We start from the raw sequence: 20,902 nt of genomic DNA, 5'->3' as shown, positions 1-20,902 counted from the left end.
GGCACCAAAGAATAGGTTTCGCAGCGCCCTTCAGCACCGCTGGCCAACAGCGTGGTGTAATCAAAGTCAAAACGCAGTTGGTTGGTCGCCCCCAGCTTCAGCGCCGGGATGTTGACCGACTTGTCGGAGTCGAGCAGCCCCTGAGCCAGCGGCAAGCGCAACAGTTGAGCCCCCTTCTCATTCTCCGGCACCAGAGCATAGGACTGCACAAACTGATTGTTCAGGCTGATGCTCAGGCGGGAACCATCCTCAATACGCGGCGAGGTGTAGCGGTATTTCAGCTGCATATCGATGCCGGTGCTGTGGATCAGGAACAGATCCGGCGGCAGATTCATCGACAGTGAAATCGGCCCAGGTTCGACGCCGTTAGTCTGCAACTGTTCGGCATATTGCTGCAGCTCGCTGAACTTCATCGCCCGATCGGTACGCACCCAGTTTGGCGCATCGTACGGCTGGCGGGCTGCCAACTGCTCAACCTTATCCACGCTCAGATTCTGGCCACGGAACAGAATATTGCCCTGCGCGATGCCCTTCACCGCCGTGATCAGGTCGTTATCATCACGACCCTGCACCAGCAGCAGCTTCACATAAGGGTTATCCGGGTGGCTGATCATCTCCACCGTCGGCCCGTTGACTGCCGGGTAATCCTTCAGGAAATCCGGGCGCTGTGAATTAGTGGCAAACACGATGGCGTGCTGGCTCGGCAAACGGTTAAACAGCGTCGGGAAGGACTGACCGCGCCACTGCGCCTGGGTGCCGAACCAAGAGGCCAGGATCCCCGCCGCCCGTTGTTGTTCCAGATCCGGCTGCCCGGCAAACACCATCGGCAACGTTAATGGCCGATTGTCGCGGCTGTCGAAGAAGGGTTCCGGGAAGTGAGAAAGCTCATTTTTCACCGGCAGCGTCTGGTAACGCAAACTCAGCGAGCTGGATTTGCTGACGTCCAGCCACAGCGTGCTGTTGGCCGGGTTCTCACAGATATTCTGGTAATGGCCGACAAACACCAGGCGAATGCGGTTAAAATCGGTGATATAGCGCGGATCTATCGGCAACTGGACGCGATTAGGCTTACCCAACTGCTCTTTGGTGATGGTGGTGACCCCCATCAACTCATCGTTGAGGTAGATCTTGACGTGTGACTCCACCGGGATCAGCGACGGTGAAGGGGAAAACTCCAGGTCCAGCAGTGCCTGTGAAACCACTTCGTCACTGCGCACACCAAACTCAATCTGCCCTTCTGGGCGGGTGCCACGCAGGATAAAGGTGCCCGGCGGTGGTGCCACCTCGGTAAACGGCAGTTTTACATCACGCACCGGCGCATCGGGCGCAAGCGGTGCCGCCACTCCCATAGGTACGGTGACCGGAGCTTCGGCCACGGTGTTCGCAGACGGGGTCGCACCAGCCGCTGGTGTGGGGGCCGTTTCCGCCTGAGACAAGGTACTGATGCCTAATGCCAACGCAGTAAACCAGTTTATTTTTCTCGTCATCGTATCATCATCAATGTTGGGGCCGGGTCGCAGGGCTTGCGAACGGGCAGTTACGATACATAGCCTATGCCACAGTCTCTGAGGCCGTAGGAGCGCGGTCTCTTCCTACGCCATGCGGAATAAATGACAGGATCCAGGTTGCCAGCGAGGTCAGGCCGACCAGGATCTTGCGCATCGTTGGCGGCGCATAGTCCGCCATGCGCAGGTAGCCATGAAAACCTAGCATCAGTACGTCCCGCAGGCTGTCCATCGGCCGGTCTTCCGGGAATCCGTCTTGCCACAGTGCCCAGGTATCAGCCCGGGCAAAGGTGCATTGAATAAACTCGATATGTTGGCGGGTCGAGAGTTCGACCATGCGGATCCCCACCGAGCGGCCATGGGCACGTGTCACCACGCAAGGGAAGCTGAATTCCTGCTGGCCGCGTTTCAGCAGCAGTGAAATCTGGTCATGTTCCTGTAATTGATCCGGCACACGCATTTCGATACCTACTCCACTGTCGGAGTAATCACGCAGCGTACAGGGAAACAGATGTCCGTCGGCTCGGGCTACCGCCGCCGGCATGGCGATCTCCACGCGATGTGACTGCCGAACCTGCCTGGCCTCCACCGCCACGGCCACCGCTCCACCGAGGATGGTCATGTTGTAGATCACCCAAATCAGGCTGATGACCACCGTCATCATCTCGTCCGTCGGGCCGTAGAAAAAGCGCCACACGCCAAATCCCAGACCGGCCAGGTTGAGTATCACCAGCAGGAGGTAAGGCCGGGTGATCACCCAATCGACGTGTTCTTGCGTGACCAGCCCGCCTTTAGCGGTGACGTTGAACTTGCCTTTATGCGGGTTAAACAAGGCTACGGTCGTTGGCCGAGCGATATACCAGGCCAGCACGGTTTCGTAGATCTCACTCCAGAAAGAGTGGCGGTATTTTCCCTGAATACGTGAGTTGGTCAGGCTGGCGTGGATCATATGGGGCAGCACATACAGCGCAATCGCCAACGCAGGAGCGAAGATGATGTAAGCATGCATCAACAAAAACGCCAGCGGCGCGGTCAGGAAGATCAGGCGCGGAATACCGGAAAGGAAGTGCAGCATGGCGTTGGCATAGCACAGGCGCTGGGCAAACTTCAGCCCTTTGCCGAGTAATGGGTTATCCAACCGGAAGATCTGCACCATGCCGCGCGCCCAACGAATACGCTGGCCGATATGGGCAGACAGGCTTTCCGTTGCCAGCCCGGCGGCCTGCGGAATACGGATATAGGCCGAAGTGTGGCCAAGGCGGTGCAGACGCAGCGAGGTATGGGCATCTTCAGTGACCGTTTCCACCGCGATACCGCCAATCTCATCTAACGCCGTCCGGCGCAGGATGGCGCAAGAACCGCAGAAGAAGGTGGCATCCCACATATCATTGCCGTCCTGCACCAGCCCATAGAACAAAGTGCCTTCGTTCGGCGTCTGGCGAAAACGCCCCAGGTTACGTTCAAACGGATCGGGCGAGAAGAAGTGGTGCGGCGTTTGCAACATCGCCAGCTTCTTGTCTTTAAAGAACCAGCCCATGGTCAACTGTAGGAAAGAGCGCGTAGGAACGTGATCGCAGTCGAAGATGGCAACAAAATCACCGCTAGCGTGCTTCAGCGCATTGTTGATATTGCCCGCTTTGGCGTGTTCATGAGTTGGCCGGGCGATGTAGTTCACCCCAACCTCTGCGGCAAAGGCTTTAAACTCTGGCCGGTTACCGTCGTCGAGAATATAGATATTGATTTTATCTTTCGGCCAGTCGATGCCCAATGCCGCATACACGGTGGGTTTCACCACGCCCAGATCTTCATTATAAGTGGGCACCATCAGATCGACGGTCGGCCAGGTGTTGCTGTCGGCAGGCATCGGCACCGGCTGGCGGTGCAACGGCCACACGGTCTGGAAGTAGCCCAGCACCAGCACTACCCAGGCGTAGGTTTCCGCCGCCAGCAACAGCAGGCCGCAGGTCAGGCTGAGCGGATCGTCCCAGTTCAGCGTTGAGGTATAGCGCCACCATAAATAACGGCAGGAAACGGTCAACGACAGCACAATCAGCATCAGGCCGGGTAACCGCCCCGGAATGCGGCGCACCACCATGGCAATGCACCACAACAGCAGCACAAAAATAAACTGGGCAGGCAGTTCGAAGGGCTGGGAAATACACAGCAAAGCCAGCAGTCCAGCCAATATGGCAGCAACGATAAACAGCACCCGGCGCACGCGGTGATTCATCCGGTTGAGGCGCTGTACCGTCTGCTCCTCCATACCGGCACTCTGCAAACGCTGCGGTAAACTCTGTAACCAGTTGGCATAGCGCAGTTGCAAACGGTGCCAACCGGCAAAGTAGGAACGCCCCATCGGAGCCGGGCCGCTGTGGGTCACCAGCAGCCAAAACCCCTGCAATAAATAGCGCAACGTGTCTGCCGGGCGTGGACGATGAGGGGAAATATGGGGGAACCAATAACTTTGGCCTGCCAGCACCTTTTGCCAGCCAGGGGATTCAAACCGCAGCAGCAGCCAGCCGATGGCCACCATCAGGGTCGTGAGGCCAGCGGTAAACGCCGGGGCCCCCGCGCGGCGATAAGCGCGATAGCGTTGTTGCACTGCCCGGTGAACAGGGGGCACCAGCAGCAGGTTCAATACCCTGCTCATACCTCGGCATCCTGCAGGTTGAGCAGACACCAGTTGGCCAGCGTCAGCACTTCGTCGGCCGCCAGGCTTTCCGGCCGATACTCTCCCAGCGGCTGCTTGACCGCCATCGCTTCCGCCAGCGCTTCATCACGATGGATCACCAGCGGCAACAGGCCTGCCAGCGTTTGCAGCCACAGCTGATGCAGATCTTGTTGCAATGGGCTGGCTGAGGAGTAGTGATTAATCAGCAGATGGCAACCCGTAGGCAGCGGTTGCTGATGCAGGCGTGCATGGCAGTTGGCATCGGGGCTAAGCAACAGGAAAACCTGGTCGGCCAGCGCCAGCTGCTGTTCAATCAGGGGATCGTCACCCGCCGGGATATCCAGCAGGATCCAGCGATGTTGCCCAGAGGCTCGCAGCTGCGCCAGAAAATCATGCCAACGTTGCGGGGGATCACTCTCTTGCTGCCGAACTTTTAGCTTTTCGGCAGCGCTTAGCCGGCCAAACGGCAGAAAATCGAGTTTTTTGCAGTAACGCATTGCCCCCTGCTGCCAACCGGTACCATCCAGCTCTGCACGAGCCCAGCCCCGGTTCAGTTCGAAGGGCATATTGAAGTGTAATCGCAGCAGGTTGTCCGGTGACAGGTCAATCGCCAGTACCGACTCGCCCAGTTGCTGTAGCGCCCAGGCTAACGCCGCGGTGATTGACGTGGTGCCAATACCGCCCCGAACCCCTTGCAATGCAATGACCGGCATGGCTCAAACACTCCCCGTCGTGTTGGCCAGCTCCGCCAACAACGGCCAGCGGACCATCATTTGTGCTAGCCGTTCCTGACGTGAAATATCGATGTAGCTTAACTTGGGCAACGAAAAAGCGTGGCTTAAGGCCTGCAGATCGTCCTGAAGTTCTACCGGTGCTTGCTCCCGAAGCTCCTTCAACGCATCATTATTCATCTTGCTGCCCTATAAAATAGGCTAATGTTAAATGACTATAGCAACGTTCGGAAAAAATTGGGCCAATAAGATGAATCTTAACGGATAATATCCCTCTCTTGGCTAGATTTGCTATGCTAACTCTGACGTTACGCTTTTAATGTGACCAGATCGGGTGGGTCTACACCACTTTCAACGAAAGTAGAATAAATCTATGGCGCACTCTTTTTCATTAGGTATCCGACGGATTTGGCAAGAATTGTCGGTTATGCAGTCCCCAGGCTTTTACTGGGTGAATATCGATCGCCAGAGCGATGCCAACCTGTTTTGCCGGCAGATCATCGCCGCCCAGGCAGAAAACACCCAACTGGCGCTGATTTGTAGCGGCAGTCAGGCAGACACATTATTGGCCACGCCACTTTCCCCTGCGATTAAAAAGTTTCCTTTATATAGCCTGCCAGAAAAAAAGGCGGCGCTGCTGCATCTGGCCGACGATCTGATGCGTGGGTTAAAACCCCGCAACCGCTTACTGATCCTGTTGGCCCACGCCAGCCTGTGGCAGACCTTTACCAGCGATGAATTGCGCCAATGGGCCGCTCAGCTTGGCCAATGGTTACAGCAGCAGCAGTGCACGTTAGTGATACTCAGCCACGGCAGCGGCGTTAATAAACTCAAAGGGCAGCTAGCCGCCGAACACCGTATTCTCAACGGCCTGGCCAGCCTGCAGGGGCAGCAAGGCAGCGCCCAGTATCTGGTGCACTGGTGGAGCACGGCAAACGGCATCAATGCCAATCAGCTGTTTACCCTGACCGAAGGCCCCGAAGGCTGGCAAGGGTTGGACGACAGCAACCAGCCCTCCCCTACACCGGAACGCAACGACGAGAGCCTATGCCTGGCTGAACAACGCATTCTGGAGGGGGCTCCTCCGCTCTCGGCCAGTTGGCAACTGTTTGAAAACAATACCAAGCTGATGCAGCGTGGCATGTTGACCATCGCCGCCACGCTGATCTTCGCCCTGTATCAAAGTGACGAAATTGACGAATTGGCCCATCAGATCCATAGCCTGCGCCGCAGCCGGGGTGACGGGCTGAAGATCGTGGTGCGCGAGATGAGCGCCAGCCTGCGCTACAGCGATGAACGCCTGCTGTTGGCCTGCGGTGCCAATCTGATCGTGCCCCACGTGGCACCGCTTTCCAATTTTTTGACCATGTTGGAAGGCATCCAGGGTCAACGGCTGTCGCGCCATGTCCCGGCGGACATCGATAACCTGCTCGCCGGGCTGCGGCCACTGCAGTTGAAAGGCTATCTGCCGCTGGAAGATTTCAGCCGGGCGGTCACATCGCTGATGGAAAATACCCTGTTACCGGAAGATGGCAAAGGGGTGATGGTCGCCCTGCGCCCCGCTCCAGGGTTAAGCGCCCGCCAGTCGATGACGCTGTGCCATCAGCGGCGTTTTGGTGACATCATGACCGTGGCGCAGGATCGGCTATTCCTGTTTCTTTCTACCTGCCGGATTAACGATCTGGATACCGCGCTAAGGTTCATCTTCCGCCTGCCGGTCAGCGAGGCGTTCATTAATCGGGTGGTGTGGCATCAGGATGTGGATATTATCGATAAAATCAGGCTATTGCGGCAGCATATCGAGTTTTCGCTACCCGCGACCAAGCTGCAACCGGCTACTGACAAAACCACCGCTGTAGAAACGAAACACCTGACCGAACGCCGGGAACCCATTCCCTTTACCCTGATGAGCTTAGGGCAGGAGGAGCAGCCATGAACGCTCTCGGCGATATCGTGCAACTGGTGATCCTGTGCGCAATAGTGTTTATCCCTATGGGATACCTGCTGCATCGCCGTTTCCCAAACTGGTACCGTTCCTGGCAGAATTTGTTGTTATCACCGCGCTATTTAAAGTCAGCAGGGCTATGGGTGCGCGAAGGTTCCACCTCTCAAATCAAGCGTAAAAAATAACCATGAGCGACGATAAAATAACGCAACCTGGCAATAACTTATGGCGTTACTGGCGCGGTCTTGGCGGCTGGAACTTCTATTTCCTGGCCAAGTTCGGCCTGCTGTGGTTCGGCTATCTGAACTTCCATGCGCTGCCCAACCTGGTGTTTATGGCGTTTCTGCTTATGCCGATCCCGTTGCCACGGCTGCACCGCTGGCGCCACCTGATCGCCATCCCTATCGGTATCGGTTTGTTCTACCACGACACCTGGCTGCCGGGGATTAACAGTATCCTTAGCCAAGGCTCACAGCTCACCGGTTTCAGCACGGATTACCTGCTGGAGCTGACCAACCGCTTTATCAACTGGCAGATGATTGGCGCTGGCTTCGTGCTGTTGATTGCCTATCTGTTCCTGTCCCAATGGATCCGCATCACGGTGTTTACCGTAGCGGTGTTGGTGTGGTTGAACGTGGTCAATGTTACTGGCCCGGCGGTGTCCATACAGCCCGCCACCAATACCACCACGGTGACGGATACCCCGTCAGCACCAGCCACGGCAGCGACACCAGGTGGCAATCTGCCTGCGGCCAATGGCCCACCGACCAATGCCAACCTCACGGCCTATCTGGAGCAGTTCTACCAGCAGGAAAAAGCCCGAGCAACCACCTTCCCGGCCGCCTTACCCGCCGATGCCCAGCCGTTTGACGTGCTGATCATCAACATCTGCTCGCTGGCCTGGGCCGATCTGGATGCCGTCAATCTGCGCAACCATCCGCTGTGGGCCAAGATGGACATCATGTTCACCAACTTCAACTCGGCCACCGCCTACAGCGGCCCAGCGGCTATCCGCCTGTTACGCGCCAGCTGCGGCCAGCCTTCGCATCACGACCTGTATCAGCCCGCCAATCAGCAGTGCTACCTGTTTGATAACCTGGCCAAGCTGGGCTTTAAACAACAGCTGATGCTGGATCACTCCGGCGTGTTCGGTAACTTCCTGAAAGAAGTGCGGGAGCAAGGTGATATGCAGGCTCCGCTGATGTCACAGGCCGGGATCGGCAATGAACTGGCCTCATTCGACGGTGAACCGATCTATAACGATCTGCAACTGCTCAACCGCTGGCTCGATCAGCAGAAACAGGGCGGCGATGCCCGCACCGCGACCTTCTTCAACCTGATCCCGCTGCATGACGGCAACCGTTTTGTTGGGGTTAACAAGAGCGCCGATTACCAGCCCCGGGCGCAGAAGTTGTTCGATCAGTTGAACACCTTCCTCGATGAGCTACAGAAATCCGGGCGCAAGGTAATGGTGGTGATCGTGCCGGAACACGGTGCGGCGCTAGCAGGCGACAAGATGCAGATGTCTGGCCTGCGGGATATCCCAAGCTTGAACATTACCCATACGCCGGTGGGTATAAAACTGGTTGGTATGCAGGCCCCGCATCAGGGCAGCGCGGTGGAGATTAAAACGCCGAGCAGCTATCTGGCGCTCTCCGAACTGGTTTCTCGTCTGGTGGATGGCAAGGTGTTCAGCGCACCAAGCGTCGATTGGCACGTGCTGACCCAGAACCTGCCGCAAACGGCGGTGATCTCTGAGAATGACAATGCCATCGTGATGCAGTATCAGGGTAAGGCGTATATTCGCCTTAACGGCGGCGACTGGGTGCCTTATCCTCAGTAACTCTGGTGGGGGAATTTTGCGGCTAGAGGCTGAAAACGCAGACATTCCCTCACCGGGCTAACACCGTCGAGAATCTGCTATAACCCCTGACACTACCAGGTGACTCTGTTAGATGGACTGGTCTGACATTCTAAATGGCAAATGAATATTGCATCAATGTAACTTATAAGTTACATTTACATCCACTTCAGGGAATGAGGGGGAAAGGATGTATCAATCTAAGTACTACCAGGATAAGAACGGGAGGCAACCATTCAATGAATGGCGGCAAAAACTCAAAAAGAAGGACCCGCGTGCCGTTTCCAAAGTAGATAACAGCGTTGACCGAGCGGAGTCTGGAAACTTCGGCGATCATAAGTTCGAACGGGACGGCGTATGGGAAATGCGTATTAATTATGGTCCTGGGTACCGTGTTTATTACTCGGTAGAAGCTGGCGAGATAATCCTGCTGTTGATCGGTGGTACTAAAAAATCCCAAGATGGTGATTTAGACAAGGCCGTCGGCTATTTACAGGACTACAAAGCGAGATCGAAAAATGACTGCGACTAACAAAACAGAGACAGCCTCAATGGCGGTCGCTCAGGAATTCCCGCCAGCTGTAGAACGTGAAGCACAGCTCATAGCGGAGTTGCGCGCCGATCCTGCCTACGCAGAAATCTATTTACAAACTGCGTTAGAAGACATCTATGAAGAAGGCGGCGTACCTGCATTTCTTACCGCACTACGCCGGGTTATTGAAGCCCGTGGTGGCGTTGGCGAAATCTCTAAACGCTCAGGCCTTGCCCGCCAAAACATTTACCGGGCGTTGTCTGCTGAAGGTAATCCGACTATCAAAACACTGACCGAAATTACCCGTGCTGCCGGTGTGCGCTTAACACCACTTCGCGCCTAGTAAGTTTCTGAACCGCACTCATAAAAAACGCCGGTATCGCTACCGGCGTCTGATTGTAGATAAAGTGGCAATGTTGCTGAGGTAACCGGGCACAGCATGCAGAGTATCTACGTTGCGAGCCCGGTTAGTAGCCTCAAGACCCGGCAGCTTCGTCCTGGTCAACGGCAAAGCAGGCCACCATCTGGTCGCCATACTGCTTGAGCTGCGGTTGCAGCTGGGTGCAGGTGCCAAAGGCACGGCGGCAGCGGGCGTTGAACGCACAACCCGGCGGTGGGTTCATCGGGCTTGGCAGTTCACCGGTCAGCTTGATGCGCTCCCGGCGCATATCCGGGTTCAGGCGCGGTGTAGCGGACAGCAGTGCCTGAGTGTACGGATGGCGCGGATTGTTGAAAATGGCGTCTTTACTGCCCTTCTCCACGCAACGGCCCAGGTACATCACCATCACTTCATCGGCAATGTGCTCCACCACCGACAGGTCGTGGGAGATGAACACGTAAGACAACCCCAGATCCTGTTGCAGATCCATCATCAGGTTCAGCACCTGCGCACGCACTGACACGTCCAGCGCAGAGACCGGTTCATCGGCAATCACCACGTCCGGGTTAAGCATCAGCCCGCGCGCAATGGCGATACGTTGCCGCTGGCCGCCGGAGAACATATGCGGGTAACGGTCGTAATGTTCGGTTTTCAGGCCGACCTTCGCCATCATCTCCAACGCTTTCTCACGCCGTTCGGCGCGGCTCAGCGAAGTGTTGATCTGCAGCGGCTCCTCGAGGATCTGCCCTACCTTCTTACGAGGGTTAAGCGATCCGTAAGGATTCTGGAACACGATCTGGATCTTCTGACGGCGCAGCTTCTCTGCCGTAACGTCCGGCTTAAGCAGGTCTTGCCCCTGATAGTACAGTTCACCACCGGTAGGCACTTCGATCATGGTCAGCAGGCGGCCCAGCGTGGATTTGCCACAGCCAGACTCCCCGACCACCGCCAGGGTTTTACCGCGTTCAAGGGTAAAGGAAACCCCGTCGAGCGCTTTCACCAGCCGTTCCGGGGCAAACATCCCCTTCTTGACGGGGTAGTGTTTTTTCAGGTCAATGGCCTGCAATAAAGGGTGGTTCTGGCTCATACGGTCGGCCTCCCCGCATCATCCAGCGGTGTGTGACATTTAACCTGACGGCCGGGAATGCTGCGCAGTTCCGGCTCTTCTTCACGGCAGTGTTGGGTAGCATACGGGCAACGCGGGTTCAGCAAGCAGCCTTCTGGCCGATCGTACTTGCCCGGCACCACGCCAGGCAGCGAGGCCAAACGCGCCTTGTCGGTAGCAAACTCCGGCAACGCACGCAGCAGCGCCTGGGTGTACGGGTGGCGCGGCGAACGGAAAATTTCTACCGCCTTGCCGGATTCCACTACCTGCCCGGCATACATCACGATGATGTGGTGTGCCGCTTCCGCCACCAACGCCAGATCGTGGGTGATCAGCAGCAACGCCATGTTTTCGCGCTGTTGCAACTCGAGCAGCAGCTCAATGATCTGGGCCTGAATGGTCACGTCGAGCGCGGTCGTCGGTTCATCCGCAATCAGCAGCTTGGGCCGGCAGGCGATCGCCATGGCGATCATCACACGCTGGCTCATCCCGCCGGAAAGCTGATGAGGGTAAACGTCCAGCCGCGAGGCCGGATCGGGAATGCCTACCTGATTGAGCAGATCGATAGCACGTTGGCGACGAGTGCGGCGGTTACCGCCCTGATGCACCTTCAGCGCTTCCATAATCTGGAAACCCACGGTATAGCACGGGTTCAGGCTGGTCATCGGGTCCTGGAAAATCATCGCCACTTCGGAGCCCACCAGTTGGCGGCGCTCTTTTTCCGAGATTTTCCGCAGGTCCTGGCCGTTGAACTCCAGCTTGTCGGCCATCACCTTGCCAGGGAAATCGATCAACCCCATGATCGCCAGCGAACTGACGGATTTACCGGAGCCGGATTCACCGACGATGCCAACCACCTGCCCCTGTTCTACGCTGTAGCTGATTCGGTCTACCGCGCGGAACGGCGCACCTTCGTCACCGAAGTGCACCGAAAGCTTGTCTACATTTAATAACGCCATTCTCTCTTCCTCTGTTACTGCTTGAGTTTGGGGTCGAGAGCATCACGCAAGCCGTCCCCCATCAGGTTAAAGGCCAAAACCGTCAGCAGAATGGCCACCCCTGGGAAGGTCACAACCCACCAGGCACTTTGCGCGAACTGCAGTACGTCGGAGAGCATGGTGCCCCACTCCGGCGTTGGCGGTTGCGCACCCATACCCAGGAAGCCGAGAGCGGCCATATCCAGAATGGCGTTCGAGAAACCGAGAGAAGCCTGCACGATCAGCGGTGCCAGGCAGTTTGGCAGGATATTGACGAACATCTGACGCACCGCCCCAGCCCCCGCCACGCGGGAAGCCGTCACGTAATCGCGGTTCACTTCCACCAGCACCGCAGCGCGGGTCAAGCGGACGTAGTGCGGCAAAGCAACGAAAGTCAGCGCCAGCGAGGCGTTAACGATCGAGGGCCCAAACACCGCCACCAGCACCAACGCCAACAGCAGGCTTGGCAGTGCCAGCATGATATCGACCACGCGCATGATGATGGCATCTACTACACCACCGAAATAACCGGCCAACAGGCCGAATACCACGCCCATCACCAGCGAAAGTACCACCACCAGGCAGCCGACCAACAGCGAGAGCCTGGCACCGTACATCAGGCGCGACAGCACATCGCGGCCCACGTCATCGGTACCCAGCAGATAGTGCCAACTGCCGCCTTCTTGCCAGACCGGTGGCCGCAGCAAGGCATCACGGAACTGTTCGGCAGGCGCATGTGGAGCCAGGAACCCGGCACCCACGGCGACCACCAGCATGATAACGATATAAACCAGGCCAACGACGGCCCCTTTGTTGCGCTTGAAATAGTGCCAAAACTCCTGGAACGGGGTCATTGGCTTCGGCGCACCTTTCACTACAGACTCGGTAATTTGAGACATCAGAGCGCCCCTTATTTCTTGTGGCGAATACGCGGGTTGACCACGCCGTAGAGCACGTCTACCAGCAGGTTAACCAGAATAATCATACAGGCGACCAGCAATACGCCGCCCTGAACAACCGGATAATCACGGCGTTGCAACGCATCCATCAGCCACCGGCCCAGACCCGGCCAGGAGAAGATGGTTTCGGTCAGGATCGCCCCGGCCAGCATGGTGCCAACCTGTAGGCCGATCACCGTCACCACCGGCAGCAAGGCGTTACGCAATGCGTGCACCACGATCACCCGCATACGGCTCACACCCTTGGCGCGCGCGGTACGGATATAGTCTTCACCCAGCACTTCCAGCATGGAGGAACGGGTCATACGCACGATAACCGCCAGCGGGATGGTACCCAACACGATAGCGGGCAGGATCATATGCATCACGGCGTCGATGAACTCACCCGGCTCACCCCAGATCAGGGTGTCGATCAGCATAAAGCCGGTCAGCGGCAGGCTGTCATCCAGGAATACCGTATCGCTTATTCGCCCCGATACGGGCGTGAGGTTGAGCTGTACCGAAACCAGCATGATCAGCATCATGCCCCACCAAAAGATCGGCATGGAATAACCGGTCAGGGAGATACCTACGGCGGTATGGTCAAACACCGAACCCCGCTTGACGGCCGCCAGCACCCCTACCGGGATACCGACAATCACCGCGAAGAGCATCGCGCACAGGCCCAGTTCCAGGGTGGCCTTAAAGCGCGGCACAAACTCTTCCCACACGGAGATACGGCTCTTGAGGGACGTCCCCAAATCGCCATGCAGCACGTTGGTGACGTAAGTGAAGTATTGTTGATAGAGCGGTTTATCCAGCCCCATCTCTGCCATGAGTTGTGCATGGCGCTCTGCGGAGATCCCGCGTTCCCCGGCCATAATGGTCACCGGATCGCCGGGGATCATATGGACGAATGCAAAAGTCAGCAACGTTATGCCGATAAACGTTGGGATAACTAACCCCAAACGTCGGAGTATGAACTGCAACATATCCCGAACTCTCTGTATAAAGTGCCCGGCAGCTCATCGTCCGCCAGGCTTATTAAAACTCACACGCTTCACGACATTCTTCTGGAGACGGGAATGCAGGGGCGCAACGTATTGCGCCCCTGCAGATTAAGTATCCCAGTCCTTCAACCAGCCTTGGTAGGCTTAGTCCAGAGAAACGTTCTCAAAGTGATGCTTACCAAGCGGATCGACCACATAGCCTTTCACTTCTTTACGCACTGGCTCGTAAACGGTGGAGTGGGCAACAATCAGTGCCGGAGCCTGATCGTGCATCACTACCTGAGCCTGCTTGTAGAGTTCTACGCGTTTGTCGTGGTTCGCTTCAGAACGGGCCGGTTGGATCAGATCTTCAAACGGCTTGTAGCACCAACGGGAATAGTTGGAACCATCTTTCGCGGCCGCACAGCTGAACAGCGTGGCGAAGAAGTTGTCTGGATCCCCATTGTCACCGGTCCAGCCCATCATCACCGTCTGATGCTCACCGTCTTTGGCACGCTTGAGGTACTCGCCCCACTCGTAGGTGACGATCTTGGCATTGACGCCAATCTTCGCCCAGTCGGACTGGATCATCTCAGCCATACGACGTGCGTTCGGGTTGTACGGACGTTGTACCGGCATGGCCCACAGATCGATGGAGAAGCCATCTGGCATGCCTGCTTCTTTCAGCAGTTCTTTGGCCTTGACCGGATCGTAAGCGTAGTCTTTGACCTCGTCGTTATAGCCCCACATGGTTGGTGGGATCAGGTTCTTGGCAGGTTGACCCGCCCCCTGATACACCGCATCCACGATAGCCTGCTTGTTCACCGCCATGGTCAGTGCCTGACGCACCTTCACGTTATCCAGCGGCTTCTTCTCGGTGTTGAACGATAGGTAGCCAACGTTCAGGCCAGGCTGTTCCATCAGGTTGATGGTTTTGTCCTGCTTCATACGAGCGATGTCTGCCGGGTTCGGGTACGGCATGACCTGGCACTCGTTTTTCTGCAGTTTAGCGTAACGCACAGAGGCGTCTGGCGTGATGGAGAACACCAGGCGATCGATCTTCGGCTTGGTACCCCAGAAGCCGTCAAAGGCCTTGTAGAGGATTTTGGAGTCTTTCTGGTACTGCAGCAGTTGGAACGGCCCGGTACCCACTGGGTTCAGGTCCACCTTCTCTGGCGTACCGGCTTTCATCATCTTGTCGGCATATTCTGCAGACAGGATGGAAGCGAAGTCCATGCCCAGGTCAGCCAGGAATGGCGCTTCTGGACGGGTCAGCGTAAAGCGAACGGTGTTGTCGTCCACTTTCTCGACTTTGCTGATCAGATCCTGCATGCCCATACCCTGGAAGTATTCATAGCTGCCGCCAGAAACCTTGTGGTAAGGGTGGTTTGCATCGAGCTGACGCATGAAGGAGTACACCACGTCGTCGGCATTGAAATCACGGGTAGGTTTGAAATCTTTGCTGTCCTGCCACTTCACGCCTTTGCGCAGGTGGAAGGTATAGGTTTTACCGTCTTCGCTGACGTCCCACTTCTCTGCCAGGCCGGGTTCCAGTTCGGTGGTGCCCAGTTTGAACTCAACCAGACGGTTATAGATGGGTACTGAGCTGGCATCATAGGTGGTGCCGGAGGTGAACAACTGCGGGTTGAACCCTTCAGGAGAACCTTCAGAACAGTAAACCAGCGTCTTTGCCTGCACGCTGGCCGCAACGGTCAGCGCAATCAGGCCGATACCGAATTTCAGAATCCCTGATTTGCCCAAGGAACTTGTCATCGCTAGTGCTCCGTATGTGATGTGGTGTGTGTGTATTACCGCCAGAGCCTAATATTTTTTGTTACGCGGCCTGTGCGGTCAGTGCCCGAAGGCAGGAGGAATAAAAGCGCGAGAATGCCGGATGGAACGCATCACAGCAGGGCATGCGAGCGTGTGGAATTCACTCATGCGCCTCTCGCTCTTATCCCTGAGGGTACCAAATTGCCAACTGTTTAGGGTGCCGTCAATATAACCAGTAGGGATTTACATAGACTGTGAGAAACAGCAAGCAAACATAAAAAAAACCTTTCGGCAACATTTACAGCATTAAAACTTGTGCTATGCGATCAATCTTAGCGTCATGAACCGGCTATCTGGTTCTATCCAGCATTAACCTCCAATAAAAAACCAAAAAAGATTATTGCTGAATGATGAATATCTGAGCGGTTATTTTTGTGATCCCGGTAAAAGACAGGAGGAAATGCTGGGGCACACCCCGAAAGAGGGAGCTGGATTGAGGGGTTGTACGCGGGGGATTTCTCACCATTTCGCTGGGTTGCTCCCAATTAGATGGAGTATGCCCCTTCGGCCTGGAAGGCTTTTGCGAAACGGTTCCCAGATGTTCATTAACTGCCTTTCATAAGCACCAAATGACATTCAAATTTGGGCCATAAAGTGAAAGCAAATGGCCTGTCAGGTTGTCTTGATGTCGTCATTGACATCAACCAGGATCTGATGGTGGCGTGAACATCAACAAGGAACGTAATATGCCTGCAACTCTGATGATGAAACGGCGTATTTGGCTTGATGCCGACAGTCTGTTGAGTTTGGTGGTATGGCAAGTGCAGCCATCCGTAAAAGGGAGTGACCATAGCGACAAGTACCGTCTGGCCTATGTGGTGAAGGGTGAGTGCCTGCTGCGATATGACAATGAAGCAGGCAAAGGTGACCATAAGCCTTTAGGCTCAACGCAAGCGGCTATCAAATTCATCAACGTAAATAGTCTGGTCGATAGTTTTATCGCTGAAGTCGACCTGCTCAGGAGGAAGCCATGCGCACCTTAATCATCAATATCACGCCGCCACAGCAAGCTATCTGCGCCCTTAAGCAGGATTTTGCAAAGGCGCGGAGTGGCACAGATATGGGCAGCACGCTGACCTTTCCAGATATTGAAACGCTGACCTATGTTCTGCTAAATGCTAATCGGCTGGGGATTATTCACTGCATGACCGGGGCCGCGCCCATGTCTATCCGTGAACTATCCCGCCGACTGAACCGCGACTTTAAAGCCGTACATACCGATGTGCAGGCGTTACTAAATGCAGAAGTACTGGAGAAAGCAGGATCGAAAATTGTATTTAACTACGATGAGATACATTTCGATTTTGTCATTGGTAAAGCGGCATAGGTAACCGACATACAACAAGGTTTTACGGCAAGGGAGGAATTACATCGGATTTTGCCAAATTAACCTTCCACTATATTTTCTCATCACTGGCCCCCACTTTTTTGCGAGTTGACCCGCAACCATCAAAAGAGCCCCCTTGCCAGACTCTACTTCCCCTCACACTCTTGATGCCTAGCTAGAGGTAGACATTATTTGCCATGCGGGCAGGTGTTGTCATCGTTGACAACACCTGGGCGTGTTGTTATTTTGAACAACAGGAGGGAGATGGAATTGCCTTCTCAACTCATCTTTCAGGACAGGATCGCGCTGACGGACACCGAGTTTGTACAAATGGTTATTTGGTTTGTCGAACCCGCAGTCAGAGCCAGTGCTCATCACTATAAGTACCGATTCGCCTATGTGAAAGACGGCATCTGCCGCTTACGCTATGACAACGAGGCAGGCAAAGGCGATCATAAACATTTGGATGAAAAACAACAGCCAATCAATTTCACCAGCCCAAAAGCGCTGATACGCAGTTTCTTCGATGAGGTTGCACAGCTAAGAGGAGACGAAAGATGAATACAGTCACCATCCGAGTCGCTTCTCTCGAGGAAGCGCAACGCTGTATGGAAGCCGCTCTAGAGGGCAACGAACGGCACCAAGGGAATTACATTACCTTTTTGGATTGGGATTCGTTATGGAAGACGCTCTCGCCCAAAAAAATGCATATTTTGCACAGCATGACCGGGGCCGGGGAGCTTTCAATCAGGGAAGTTGCTCGCCGCGTTGAGCGGGATGTGAAAGCCGTGCATACGGATCTTCAGGCGTTATTGGCTTGCGGCATCGTTGATAAGGGCACCGCTGGGGTGATATTCCCCTACGACCAAATCCATTTCGATTTTGTCATTGGCAAGGCAGCCTAAAAAAACAAAACTCCTGACAAATCTCCCCCGGCTCACCATTTAGGGGCGCTGCATGCTGCGCCCGCTCTCATCCTCATAAACTCCAGACGTAAAAAAACCTGCTTAAAAAAGCAGGTTTTTTTGAAATTGGTCGGCGTGAGAGGATTCACTCGTATCGTCCATGATACTCGCCCCTTCGGGGTATCGCTGGCGCGATATGCAAATCTGTTCCCGACAGATTTGTCGACCTCCGCGGAGGTTGCTCATCCTCATAAACTCCAGACGTAAAAAAGCCCGCTTAAAAAAGCGGGCTTTCTTGAATGTGGTCGGCGAGAGAGGATTCGAACCTCCGACCCACTGGTCCCAAACCAGTTGCGCTACCAAGCTGCGCTACTCGCCGATGCGGGGCGCATCTTACTTCCGAGCCGTATACGCGTCAATCTCTTTTTCTTCGCCGCATACCAAGTGGCGCTAAAAACACCAGAAAGGCCAGTATCTGAGCGGATACGGCCTTTCTGACTCGGCTTACAACTCCTTGGCGTCCGCTTTGCTCTGCGAAAGGCGACACCAGTTATTACTCTCGACAATACCACCGTCTGGCGAGGTGTAACCCAGGCAGCCGAGAATAGAGTCAAACAGTTCTACGTGGCGGTGCGGTTCGCCCACACGCTGTTGAGCCTGTAACTGCTCAAATGCACTCAGATGCTGCGGATCTTCGAGGAATTTATCGGAAGCCCAGACGATCATCGGCACACGGAACTGCTCCGGCGGAGCCATCTCACGCGGCGTACCATGCAGATGCGAGTTCTCACCTATGGATTCGCCATGATCGGCCGCGTAAAACACGATAGCCTTCTTATCGCGTACCTGATCGATCACGCTGTCGATAAAGGTATCGGTGTACAGCACCGAGTTGTCATAAGCGTTAATCAAACGCTCCTTGGAACAGAACTCATCAACGCCCATGCATTCTGGCTGATAACGAGCAAAGCTGCGTGGATAGCGCTGCGAATAGAGGTAATGCGATCCTTTGGTATGCAGGATCACCAGATGTTTGCCGTTCGGATAGCGGGCCAGCGACTCTTTCATCTCATCCACCAACAGCATATCGTCCACCGATTTGCCGTCGTTACGCTTCTCTGAGGCGATCATTTCACGGAATGAGTAGTTATCCACATCGGTATTATTGTAGAACCACACCTCGCTCTGCATTGCGAACAACTCAGAGGTGAAGCCCAACTCTTTCAGTACGGCGAAGATATTCTGCTCTTTCAGGGTTCGCTGCGGGTTATCCGAGGTGCCATGCTCGCGCACGAACATACAACGTAACGAAAGCTTGGTAGAGGTGTCACAAGATTCCCCACGGAATGCCACCAGGTTTTTCTCCTGCGACAGCTTAGGCGTGGTATCACGCTCATAGCCCAGGATACCCATATGATCCCAGCGGGTGGTTTCACCGATGATAAACACCACGTAAGTGTCATCGATGCCTTCTGGGGCAACATAGGTAAAGTTCTTGCTCGGGTCGAACATGTTGGCTGCATCCGAGCTTTCATCATAACGGGTGTAGGCAAACAGCCCCAGCGCCGAGAGCCAGTTGGAAGGCAGATATGAGTGTGCAACCACGCCACCGTAACTTGGCAGATCGATATTGGTGATCTTTTCCTGGGCGCTTTGCTCTTTATCCAGGGTACGCAACGGCAGCCACACCAGTGCCACCACCGCCAACATGATCAGCAGTGGCTTAATCCGCTGCCCTGGCGTTTTTATTTGTTCGATCAGGGTGTCACGCAGGTTATTGCTCCAGATGCACAGCAGCGGCAAAGCACTGACCACAATCATCCACAGCACAAAATTCAGCCCAATCACCTCTTTGGAAAGATCGATATCGGTAGTCATTACCGAAACGATAATCCCATAGCCAATCACCACGTTGAAGAACGTCATGTAGTAACTGGCAGCAACGGAGATCAGTACCAGCAAAGAGGCAACGATGCGGTAGAACAGCCGGCCCCCCAGGGATACCAACCGCATGATAAAGAAGGTGAACAGGACAATGGCGATGACTTCCGTCAGCGCAGAAACAACCTTGATCCCCTGAATGCCGTGTGCAAAGGAATCAAAGCGACGATAGAAAACGGAAAGGTTTAAAAAGATGCCGATATAGATCGCTAACAATAACGATAAATTCTGCTGTGATAGCGATTTAACTCTGTTCATGTAACGCAGTGGCTCCGAGCTTCAAGTTCTGAAAACCATCAGACAGTCGATCTGCCCTCAGGTTCAGCCGATGGGCAATAAGCACTATTCTGCCGAACAGAATCAAGAAAAATCGTACCAAACAGGCACTTTTTGCCACTTTTGTGCTGAGGTTTACGCAGGCGGGGCCAGCGAATGGAGGAGCATTACCTCCCCCACTTTCACCGGTTTTTGGCAGGAAACATTATTTAATGTTAAGAGTTACATCGATATTGCCGCGCGTGGCATTGGAATAGGGGCAGACCACATGGGCTTTCTTCACCAAATCTTCCGCAACGCTACGCTCAACGCCCGGCAGGCTGATATCCAGCTGAACCTCAATGCCAAAACCGTTGGGGATCTCACCGATACCGACGGTGCCCTCGATGGAGGCTTCAGCAGGGATTTTCACTTTTTCTTTCGCGGCGACAGACTTCAGTGCCCCCAGGAAGCAGGCAGAATAACCTGCGGCAAACAGTTGTTCTGGGTTGGAGACTTCCCCCCCTGCCCCGCCCATCTCTTTCGGTACACCTAATTTCACATCCAACACGCCGTCGGATGAGGTTGCACGACCATCACGGCCACCGGTTGCCTTGGCATGGGCACGGTAAAGCACTTTCTGAATAGACATAGCACGTTCCTTTTCGGGTTGGTGATGAGTATTAATGCACTCGACTCAGTGTAGGCCACATTGAACAGTCGCCTTTGCGGTATGGTGCTCAAACTCGCACAACTTGCTTTTAAGCGCGGTATGTTACATTTTTACCTATATATGCCACTGAGAAACCGAAAAGATGACTGACACATTGGCCGAACGTGCCCGCCGCTATGCCACCAAGGCACATGGGGCGATCGACCAACGCCGCAAATACACTAACGACCCGTATATTGTGCATCCACAGGCAGTGATGGAGATTGTCAGCAGCGTGCCGCACAGCGAAGAGATGCTGGCTGCGGCCTGGTTGCATGACACCGTAGAAGATACCC

The 20,902-nt window shown here is 55.1% G+C and carries 21 protein-coding genes and 1 tRNA gene; 10 read left to right on the top strand and 12 right to left on the bottom strand.

From position 1 onward, the window contains the following. The 4 genes from bcsB to bcsR form a co-directional block, all read right to left on the bottom strand. Positions 1–1,487 (bottom strand): cellulose biosynthesis cyclic di-GMP-binding regulatory protein BcsB (gene bcsB, locus ACLQ7H_RS23670; protein WP_411754778.1); only part of this gene is annotated, 1,487 nt, incomplete at its 3' end. Between the two features lie 64 nt (positions 1,488–1,551). Further along, entirely contained in the window at positions 1,552–4,155 is a 2,604-nt protein-coding gene (bcsA, locus tag ACLQ7H_RS23665) for a UDP-forming cellulose synthase catalytic subunit (RefSeq protein WP_411754777.1), read from the bottom strand. Further along, positions 4,152–4,889: a cellulose biosynthesis protein BcsQ gene (gene bcsQ / locus ACLQ7H_RS23660; RefSeq protein ID WP_411754776.1), complete on the bottom strand. Its 738-nt coding sequence runs from the start codon at positions 4,887–4,889 to the stop codon at positions 4,152–4,154. Before bcsQ ends, bcsA begins: the two co-directional genes overlap by 4 nt. 3 nt (positions 4,890–4,892) lie before the next feature. After that, on the bottom strand, positions 4,893–5,087 hold the full coding sequence (gene bcsR, locus ACLQ7H_RS23655) for a cellulose biosynthesis protein BcsR (protein WP_411754775.1): 195 nt from the start codon (positions 5,085–5,087) through the stop codon (positions 4,893–4,895). Between the two features lie 193 nt (positions 5,088–5,280). Here bcsR and bcsE point away from each other — a divergent pair, with 193 nt between their 5' ends. From bcsE to ACLQ7H_RS23630, 5 genes are all read left to right on the top strand, one after another. After that, a complete protein-coding gene (bcsE, locus tag ACLQ7H_RS23650) occupies positions 5,281–6,843 on the top strand; it encodes a cellulose biosynthesis protein BcsE (RefSeq protein WP_411754774.1) in 1,563 nt (520 codons plus the stop codon). After that, positions 6,840–7,037 (top strand): cellulose biosynthesis protein BcsF, encoded by a 198-nt coding sequence (bcsF, locus tag ACLQ7H_RS23645; RefSeq protein WP_411754773.1) that lies wholly within the window; start codon positions 6,840–6,842, stop codon positions 7,035–7,037. Before bcsE ends, bcsF begins: the two co-directional genes overlap by 4 nt. 2 nt (positions 7,038–7,039) lie before the next feature. Then, positions 7,040–8,695 (top strand): cellulose biosynthesis protein BcsG, encoded by a 1,656-nt coding sequence (gene bcsG / locus ACLQ7H_RS23640; RefSeq protein WP_411754772.1) that lies wholly within the window; start codon positions 7,040–7,042, stop codon positions 8,693–8,695. Between the two features lie 208 nt (positions 8,696–8,903). Beyond that, positions 8,904–9,245 (top strand): type II toxin-antitoxin system RelE/ParE family toxin, encoded by a 342-nt coding sequence (locus tag ACLQ7H_RS23635; RefSeq protein ID WP_411754771.1) that lies wholly within the window; start codon positions 8,904–8,906, stop codon positions 9,243–9,245. Between the two features lie 19 nt (positions 9,246–9,264). After that, the gene (locus ACLQ7H_RS23630) at positions 9,265–9,588 is read left to right on the top strand and encodes a DNA-binding protein (protein WP_411754779.1); all 324 of its coding nucleotides are present in this window, start codon (positions 9,265–9,267) and stop codon (positions 9,586–9,588) included. A gap of 133 nt (positions 9,589–9,721) precedes the next feature. Here the strand turns inward: ACLQ7H_RS23630 and dppF are convergent, their stop codons facing one another. The 5 genes from dppF to dppA all read right to left on the bottom strand — a co-directional run bounded on the left by dppF (position 9,722) and on the right by dppA (position 15,406). Next, on the bottom strand, positions 9,722–10,711 hold the full coding sequence (dppF, locus tag ACLQ7H_RS23625) for a dipeptide ABC transporter ATP-binding subunit DppF (RefSeq protein WP_411754770.1): 990 nt from the start codon (positions 10,709–10,711) through the stop codon (positions 9,722–9,724). After that, positions 10,708–11,688, bottom strand: a complete 981-nt coding sequence (gene dppD, locus ACLQ7H_RS23620) for a dipeptide ABC transporter ATP-binding protein (RefSeq protein ID WP_021807726.1) — start codon at positions 11,686–11,688, stop codon at positions 10,708–10,710. The genes dppF and dppD overlap by 4 nt, the downstream gene beginning before the upstream one ends. Before the next feature lie 14 nt (positions 11,689–11,702). Beyond that, on the bottom strand, positions 11,703–12,605 hold the full coding sequence (gene dppC, locus ACLQ7H_RS23615; protein ID WP_411754769.1) for a dipeptide ABC transporter permease DppC: 903 nt from the start codon (positions 12,603–12,605) through the stop codon (positions 11,703–11,705). 11 nt (positions 12,606–12,616) lie between these two features. Next, positions 12,617–13,636, bottom strand: a complete 1,020-nt coding sequence (gene dppB, locus ACLQ7H_RS23610) for a dipeptide ABC transporter permease DppB (RefSeq protein WP_411754768.1) — start codon at positions 13,634–13,636, stop codon at positions 12,617–12,619. A gap of 162 nt (positions 13,637–13,798) precedes the next feature. Continuing rightward, the gene (gene dppA / locus ACLQ7H_RS23605) at positions 13,799–15,406 is read right to left on the bottom strand and encodes a dipeptide ABC transporter periplasmic-binding protein DppA (RefSeq protein ID WP_411754767.1); all 1,608 of its coding nucleotides are present in this window, start codon (positions 15,404–15,406) and stop codon (positions 13,799–13,801) included. Between the two features lie 722 nt (positions 15,407–16,128). On the opposite strand from dppA, the gene ACLQ7H_RS23600 reads away from it, so the two are divergent. The 4 genes from ACLQ7H_RS23600 to ACLQ7H_RS23585 all read left to right on the top strand — a co-directional run bounded on the left by ACLQ7H_RS23600 (position 16,129) and on the right by ACLQ7H_RS23585 (position 17,698). Further along, on the top strand, positions 16,129–16,449 hold the full coding sequence (locus ACLQ7H_RS23600; protein ID WP_411754766.1) for a DUF6516 family protein: 321 nt from the start codon (positions 16,129–16,131) through the stop codon (positions 16,447–16,449). Further along, positions 16,437–16,793: a transcriptional regulator gene (locus ACLQ7H_RS23595; RefSeq protein ID WP_411754765.1), complete on the top strand. Its 357-nt coding sequence runs from the start codon at positions 16,437–16,439 to the stop codon at positions 16,791–16,793. Before ACLQ7H_RS23600 ends, ACLQ7H_RS23595 begins: the two co-directional genes overlap by 13 nt. Positions 16,794–17,057: 264 nt before the next feature. After that, on the top strand, positions 17,058–17,354 hold the full coding sequence (locus tag ACLQ7H_RS23590; protein ID WP_411754764.1) for a DUF6516 family protein: 297 nt from the start codon (positions 17,058–17,060) through the stop codon (positions 17,352–17,354). After that, positions 17,351–17,698: a glycosyl transferase family 1 gene (locus ACLQ7H_RS23585; RefSeq protein WP_411754763.1), complete on the top strand. Its 348-nt coding sequence runs from the start codon at positions 17,351–17,353 to the stop codon at positions 17,696–17,698. The genes ACLQ7H_RS23590 and ACLQ7H_RS23585 overlap by 4 nt, the downstream gene beginning before the upstream one ends. Before the next feature lie 302 nt (positions 17,699–18,000). On the opposite strand, the gene ACLQ7H_RS23580 is transcribed toward ACLQ7H_RS23585, so the two are convergent. The 3 genes from ACLQ7H_RS23580 to ACLQ7H_RS23570 all read right to left on the bottom strand — a co-directional run bounded on the left by ACLQ7H_RS23580 (position 18,001) and on the right by ACLQ7H_RS23570 (position 20,546). Then, a tRNA-Pro gene (locus ACLQ7H_RS23580) sits at positions 18,001–18,077 on the bottom strand. Between the two features lie 125 nt (positions 18,078–18,202). Then, positions 18,203–19,897 (bottom strand): kdo(2)-lipid A phosphoethanolamine 7''-transferase, encoded by a 1,695-nt coding sequence (gene eptB, locus ACLQ7H_RS23575; protein WP_411754762.1) that lies wholly within the window; start codon positions 19,895–19,897, stop codon positions 18,203–18,205. Between the two features lie 223 nt (positions 19,898–20,120). Next, a complete protein-coding gene (locus ACLQ7H_RS23570; RefSeq protein WP_411754761.1) occupies positions 20,121–20,546 on the bottom strand; it encodes an organic hydroperoxide resistance protein in 426 nt (141 codons plus the stop codon). 163 nt (positions 20,547–20,709) lie between these two features. On the opposite strand from ACLQ7H_RS23570, the gene ACLQ7H_RS23565 reads away from it, so the two are divergent. Further along, positions 20,710–20,902 (top strand): HD domain-containing protein (locus ACLQ7H_RS23565; RefSeq protein WP_411754760.1); only part of this gene is annotated, 193 nt, incomplete at its 3' end.

The sequence above is a fragment of the Serratia sp. (in: enterobacteria) genome, from assembly GCF_046715635.1.
Lineage (GTDB): Bacteria > Pseudomonadota > Gammaproteobacteria > Enterobacterales > Enterobacteriaceae > Chania.
This window is presented reverse-complemented; position numbering and strand designations above follow the sequence as displayed.